Origin of the sequence: uncultured Clostridium sp. (genome assembly GCF_934754925.1) — a bacterium.
Taxonomy (GTDB): Bacteria; Bacillota; Clostridia; order Clostridiales; family Clostridiaceae; genus Clostridium.
This window is the reverse complement of the sequence record NZ_CAKVJA010000072.1, coordinates 1-6,536: the sequence shown is the minus strand read 5'-3', so window position 1 is coordinate 6,536 and position 6,536 is coordinate 1. Positions and strand designations below refer to the sequence as shown.

General features: G+C 42.0%; 6 protein-coding genes. 3 read left to right on the top strand and 3 right to left on the bottom strand.

Annotated elements, in window-relative coordinates; genetic code table 11:
- Nucleotides 1-3 precede the first annotated feature (3 nt).
- On the top strand, nt 4-246 hold the full coding sequence (locus tag Q0G30_RS13520) for a transketolase C-terminal domain-containing protein (protein ID WP_294391090.1): 243 nt from the start codon (nt 4-6) through the stop codon (nt 244-246).
- Nucleotides 247-854: 608 nt separating this feature from the next.
- Here Q0G30_RS13520 and Q0G30_RS13515 read toward each other — a convergent pair.
- From Q0G30_RS13515 to Q0G30_RS13505, 3 genes are all read right to left on the bottom strand, one after another.
- Entirely contained in the window at nt 855-1,532 is a 678-nt protein-coding gene (locus tag Q0G30_RS13515) for a winged helix-turn-helix domain-containing protein (RefSeq protein WP_294391088.1), read from the bottom strand.
- Nucleotides 1,533-1,642: 110 nt separating this feature from the next.
- Nucleotides 1,643-1,876, bottom strand: coding sequence for a hypothetical protein (locus tag Q0G30_RS13510; RefSeq protein ID WP_294391085.1), 234 nt, complete (start codon nt 1,874-1,876; stop codon nt 1,643-1,645).
- Nucleotides 1,873-2,481, bottom strand: a complete 609-nt coding sequence (locus tag Q0G30_RS13505) for a hypothetical protein (protein WP_294391084.1) — start codon at nt 2,479-2,481, stop codon at nt 1,873-1,875. Before Q0G30_RS13505 ends, Q0G30_RS13510 begins: the two co-directional genes overlap by 4 nt.
- Nucleotides 2,482-2,654: 173 nt before the next feature.
- Between Q0G30_RS13505 and Q0G30_RS13500 the strand changes: the two genes are divergently transcribed.
- Entirely contained in the window at nt 2,655-3,608 is a 954-nt protein-coding gene (locus Q0G30_RS13500) for a glycosyltransferase family 2 protein (protein WP_294391081.1), read from the top strand.
- Nucleotides 3,605-6,301 carry a YfhO family protein gene (locus Q0G30_RS13495; protein WP_294391079.1) on the top strand — a complete coding sequence of 899 codons (2,697 nt, stop codon included), beginning with the start codon at nt 3,605-3,607 and terminating at the stop codon, nt 6,299-6,301. The genes Q0G30_RS13500 and Q0G30_RS13495 overlap by 4 nt, the downstream gene beginning before the upstream one ends.
- Nucleotides 6,302-6,536: the final 235 nt, after the last annotated feature.

Below are 6,536 nucleotides of genomic sequence, written 5' to 3'. Positions count from 1 at the left end.
GATGTGGACTGCGTAAAGGCCTGCATCGATGACATCGGCAAAATCATCACTGTAGAGGACCACAATATCATCAACGGTCTGGGCAGTTCCGTATGCGAGGTGGCAGCGGAGTCCGGCAAGGGCATTGTAAAGAGAATCGGCATCCAGGATCAGTTCGGTGAATCCGCTCCTTATGAACGTCTGCTGGCAAAGAACGGCATCACGGTGGAGAACATCGTAGAGACCGCAAAGGCTCTGCAGAAATAATTGATTTTCGTCCACTTTTACTTCCCAAAAAGGAGTAACCTTTTGTGCACGCGCTGTGGGATTATCCTGCAGCGGCGTGTGTTTTTTTGTTCTGCACTCGTGCCGGCCGCCGGGCGTCAGGCTGGCTTCTCACTTCTTCCAGGCCGGCCGCCGGGGTTCGCGCTTGGAAACGGAATTCATTAACAAATTCAGAAAATGTTGATTTGAGTAATAATTCTGAAACATTTTATTGGTATAATACGCATGAAAGATGTTCGTGTTGGGAAGTAGTAATAATTGCAAAGTATTGATTGGAGAAGCCTATGAAAATGTATTCGAAAAATATCGTCCGCTGTATCAGTATGCTCGAAGATATCTATGTTATTGTAATTGCTGTTATTTCACTTATGGGAACTGTTGATAAAGTTTCTACAACGGTAACTTATTTACTGTTGCTGCTCTCCTTGTGTGGAGTTGTGTTCCTGGTGGTCGCATCAATAAAGAATAATAAGTTTGAAGGATACGTACGAGCCACTTGCACATTGGTAATAATGGCGAATCTGTATTTGTGGATAAAACCGTGGTAAATCTAAAATATCGGGCAGCCCCAGTGCTGTCCGATATTTTTGTTATGAAGAAATTGTCAGAATATATCCGCACCCTCTCCGTGAAAGAAGGCTTAGATTTGAAGAGATGGCAATTAATTTTTTGCGAATAATCGAGATTCGAACATCGATGGACCGATCCGAAACATCGTAATTCTGTGCGTTATTAATGTTCAGTAATTCCGCTCTCGAAATAATGTGTTGAGGCTGTTCGAAAAAAGTGTGGAGAATTTTAGATTCATACGAAGTAAGGTCGATTGTTCCTTTAGGTGTAGTTAGCGTTCCCAAGGAAAAATGCAATAATGTATTTCCATACCAAAGCATGTCCTCGCGTTCTTCATGAGTCAGAAGCTGCTTAATTCGAAGTAACAGCTCCGGGTAATTAATCGGTTTTATCAGAAAGTCATCATAGAAGAGGAGCGGAGAAGCTGACGTTTGATTATCTATATCTGCTGATGAAAAAAGAAATAAAAATTTACCACGATGAAACTGATTTGAAAAAGGCATTTGACCGTGCCATTCTAATTCAAAAGTTTCATAATCAAGAATGGTTAAATCTGCAGGACTCTCAAAGAACGCATCAGAAAAAGAGCCTTTGACAATAACATCATTGATGAGTTTCTCCTTTTGCAGGGATTCTTTCAAACTGTTTGCAAAAGCGAAATCCTGTGAGACGATAGCAATTCGATTTTCGAAAGACATATTCTATCTCCTGCATTGAAATGGGCATAAATTGCAATAACAAATTGAACATGACATGTACTGATATTACGAGAATAACATCAGTACATGTACAATTTTGATTCTACGTTTTAGAAAAATCCGATTATGAAATAAACATTCCAAATTGCCGCCAGCCCGCTTCCGATGGACATTTTCCTTCTAGCTAAATCTGTTGCCAAAATCCCGATTGTGGAAATCACGAGGAGCAGGATTCGGAGAGAGGGTGAAGGTTCCATACGAAAATAGAAAACTCCGATGCAGCAGCAAAGGGCGTAACAACCCTCCAGGATATCAATGATATTCATCATTTGCTTTTTCATCATTCGGTTCTCCGATTTTTTCTTTCATACAGCAGCCACAGTAGGATAAGCACGACGGCGACTCCAATCGTCGCGAGGATTCCCTTATGTTCCGAGAGGAACGAGGACGACTCTTCCTGCGTCCCCACATCGTACACCCGAACGAAGGAGCCTTCGTTTTCGCGAATCATTTCTTTTACTTCTTTCAAAGAGATTTTGCCGACACAGCCTTTATCCACTTGGATGTGGGTTAATCCTTTATCGGTATACACGTAGAGGGCTTCCTCTTCGGAGGCCTGCAGATTCTCTTCCGAAAGATTCTCCATCGCCGTTATTCGGATTATTTTCGATTTCGTCTCTCCGGCAATCTCTTTTATCGCCTTATCTTGGATTTTATCCCGAACGGATTGATCGACTTCGACCGATCCGCTGTAACCCTTTAAATCGTAGGACTTGTATTGAACCTCATCGTCCGCAGTTGCAAAAGCAGTGAATATAAAAACAGTCACGGCAATGCAGAGTATTCCGGTGAGGATTCGAAGTCTGTTGCGATTTGCATACATCTCAAATATCCTTTCTTGAAAATATTGCTTTAACGGATTGAAGCGGATTTCTGCATCGGGTATCACCTCATTTCACGCTGATGATTAGCTCTATCTGCATTATACCAAATATTTACAGCAAAAAGTCTTAAGATTTCTTAAGGTTCAATTTATATTAGTGGGATGCAATTATTGCCTTGACAAATTCCAATAAGGGGGGGGTAAAATAAATTGGATAAGCGCTGATTAGGAGTAAATATATGGATCGAATTGCGGTGTTGATACCCTGTTTCAATGAAGAAAGAACCATCGGGAAGGTAGTAACGGATTTTAAAAAGGCTCTCCCGGATGCAGAAATATATGTATACGACAATAACTCGGAGGATCGGACGGCGGCAGTGGCTCGCGATGCCGGTGCCATTGTGCGAAAGGAAACCCTTCAAGGCAAGGGCAATGTGATTCGGCGGATGTTTCGGGAAGTGGACGCAGAGTGTTACATTATGGCGGATGGGGATGATACCTACCCTGCGGAGGCTGCCATTGAAATGGTGAAGCGGGTATTGGAAGATCAGGCCGACATGGTGGTGGGGGATCGACTTTCATCCACCTATTTCGATGAAAATAAACGGCATTTCCATAATTTTGGAAATGCACTGGTCCGAAAAAGCATCAATAAACTGTTCAAAAGCAACATCCGGGATATCATGACCGGATATCGTGCATTCAGTTACCAATTCGTAAAAACATTTCCGGTTTTATCCAAGGGATTCGAGATTGAAACGGAAATGAGCATTCATGCGATTGACAAAAATATGAATGTGTCAAACGTCGTTGTGGAATACCGGGACCGACCGAGTGGAAGCAGCTCGAAATTGAATACCTTTTCGGACGGGGCAAAGGTGCTGCGGACAATTGTGAGCCTGTTCGAAACGTATAAACCGCGCGCCTTTTTTAGCGGGATTGCGCTGGTATTGTTTTTGTTGGCGGCCGTGTTTTTTATCCCGATATTCATTAATTACCGGAAGACGGGGCTTGTGCCGAATTTCCCTACGTTAATCGTGTGTGGATTTACGGTTATTGCGGGATTGCAGTCTTTTTTTTCCGGGTTAATACTGCACACACTGCGGAAGAAAGACCGCCAGGATTTTGAGAAGGACTTGATTCGCTGTCAGGAGCGATATGTTGAATTAGTGAAAGGGAAAGAGGAGCATTGAACATAAGAGCATCGTGGTGGGAGAAATACAAATCGTACATTCTGTATGCAGTGTTGTTGATCATTCCAATCTTTGTGATGGATTCGTACTTTAGCAGTGGAAAAATAACCTATGTATGGAATCCGGATGGATGGGGGCAGCATTATGTTGCGATGCAATATATACGGGATTGCCAACTTAAGATTGTGAATGGCATCGCGAATGGGAAATTGTTTCAAATACCGCATTTTTGGTATACCTTAGGCCAAGGGGCAGATCCGTTGACAACCTTGAATGCATATGATTTTCTGGATCCAATCTGTTGGATTTCCGTCGCTTTGTTCCCTAATCGCCTGACAAGAAGTTATAAGCTGATGATATGGATAAAAATCTTTCTTTCCGGGGAAGCCTTTTGTCTGTATTCAAATTGTGTGAAGAAGACGGATAGTTGGCGAACGGCCATGGGCGGATTGTTGTACTCTTTTTTTAATATTGAGTATTTTTTCTACTTTCCGAACTTCATGCATGGGTGCTACCTTTTTCCGGTAATACTGTGGGCGATAGAGATATTGATGCGGGAGAAGCGGAAGGCACCGTTGGTTGCGGTTACATTCTATTCGTTCTTAACAAATTATTATTTCTTTTACAGCAATGTGATTCTAAGCATGGTGTACCTGTGTATTCGGTTGCGGTGCAAGAAAAGTACGGTCCGTGAGAACATTCAAATCTGCAAAAATGTATGTGCAGCCTATTTGGTGGGCGGATTGTTATCCGGGTTTATCCTATTTCCGACAGTGCATGCGTTTTTAAATAATTATAGAATTGGATTGACCACCGGATATACCGAATCACTGGTTCTGTATCCGATGAATTTTTATAAGCAGCTATTTGTTCATTTGGGAAAATTCCATGGATTGTTTGCCTATCATACCGTTATAGGCGGAATTCCCCTTGGATTGATATGCTTGTTACTCCTAATAATACAAAAGGGAAATCAATGGAAGACCATGAAAATTGCCGGTGTGAGCAGTTTGCTCATTATGTGCATTCCTTTATGCGGACGTATCTTAAATGGTTTCGGTTATGCAACGAACCGGTGGAGTTACGCATTTGCATTGGCTGTTGCGATCGTATATATGGGACTTGGAGATAAGCTGTGCAAATTAGAAAAGAAACAGCTAATTGTTTTGACGATGATGGTTGCCATCTATATGTGCATCGCTCATTCTATAGGTGGAAATTCCTCCGATGGGTATTCGTATGATGTACTGCTACTACTAACAATGCTTGTTTTGTGGGCAATAAATACAATGCCGTTTTTCAAAGCACATGGAAACCTGATTATTGGAGAATTAACGATTTTATCCGTAATCGTTGGTATTTGCGTAATTTTCTCGCCCGCATATGGTGGTTTTGTTAAGCAATTCGTGAATGCAGATAATTTAAACGCATATTTTACAGCACCGTCTATTTCAAAGGCCCGCGGAACTGCGAATCAGAAAGAATTCTATCGGGTGGAGAAAAGAGAAACGAATATGAATGTAGAGTGTGCCAATCAAGTGCGAGGAACCACATTTTGGTGGAGCATCATGGATAAGAACTTCCAGCGCTATTGCACAGATTTACAATTGAATACGATGAACCCGAATTGCGGATTACATGGATTGGATGGACGGCGAGCTTTGCTGGATTTAGCGGGGGTGAAATATTATACGACAGATTCGAAAGATAACGAAGGAGTGCCGGTCGGATACGAGAAAATCGAAGAGGGCTTGTATGAGAACACACATTACTTGGGCAGTGCTTTCTTATATAGGAATAGTATATTGAGGAAAGATGCTCTAAAGATGAACCCGCTGAACCGCCAAGAAGCGATGCTGCAAGGGGTCATGACGGATGCAAAAATCCATAACATCAAAACGATAAAACCAAAGAAACGAATGACCGTCCTTCCGTATAAAGTGGAAACGAAGGATGTGGACTTAACGAAAAAGAGAATATCGGTGAAGAAAGAAAAAGGCGCACTGATATTGCACTTTAAAAAACCGATGAAAGGGGAATTGTATCTGTGGATGAATGGGTTGAAGATAAAGGAAGCCGATAAATCCATGTGTTCGCTTATCATGGGAACGAGTTCAGACATTTGGTGCCGCGGACAAAAGAAAGGAGATCTTCGCGTTTCGGATTATGAAAAGACAGCAACAGCATTGTCATCCTATCATTACTGGTATGCACCGAAGGATGGCGTGACCTATTATTTGGGAAAAAGTGAAGAAGGATATGATTCCGTTAAAATTGTATTTGCGAAGCCGGCGGAATATACGTACAAAAGCATCGGCGTATATGAAAACGATACCGAGAAATATATGGAAGATATTTCAAAGCTCACACCATGCAAAAACATTTCAATCGGAAATGATACTGTTTCCGGATCGGTTGAATGTTCCGAAAACGAGGTTCTGTTCCTTTCGATTCCGTATTCAACGGGGTGGTCTGCGAAAGTGGACGGAGAGAAGACTTCAATAGTAAAAGCAAACGGAATGTATATGGCGATTCCGCTACCCCCGGGAAAGCATCATATTCAATTGAGTTATTCGACCCCGTGGCTCCGCGTCGGAATACTGACATCATTGATGACTCTTATTGGTATAATAATTTATCAAGTCATTCGAATAAAGCGCAGGCCGAAATCGGCGGAACGCGAAACGCAATAACGCTTGTAAAAAGAATATACGCAGTTATAAAATCATTCTATAACTGCGTATATTCTTTTTGAATTTTCTCTATCCGTGCACCTGTGCTAAAATGGTGCAGATGCGACAAAGGAGAATGTAAAATTATGGAATTATTTACAAAAATTATAACTATCGTAAATGACATCGTCTGGCATCCGGCGTGTCTGTTTTTCCTGGGAGGCGCGGCCATCTGGTTTACCCTTCGCCTGAAGGG

Coding starts and splice junctions, on each gene's coding strand:
- Q0G30_RS13515 (WP_294391088.1), bottom strand. CDS start 1,532: ATGTCTTTCGAAAATCGAATTGCTATCGTCTCACAGGATTTCGCTTTT.
- Q0G30_RS13510 (WP_294391085.1), bottom strand. CDS start 1,876: ATGATGAAAAAGCAAATGATGAATATCATTGATATCCTGGAGGGTTGT.
- Q0G30_RS13500 (WP_294391081.1), top strand. CDS start 2,655: ATGGATCGAATTGCGGTGTTGATACCCTGTTTCAATGAAGAAAGAACC.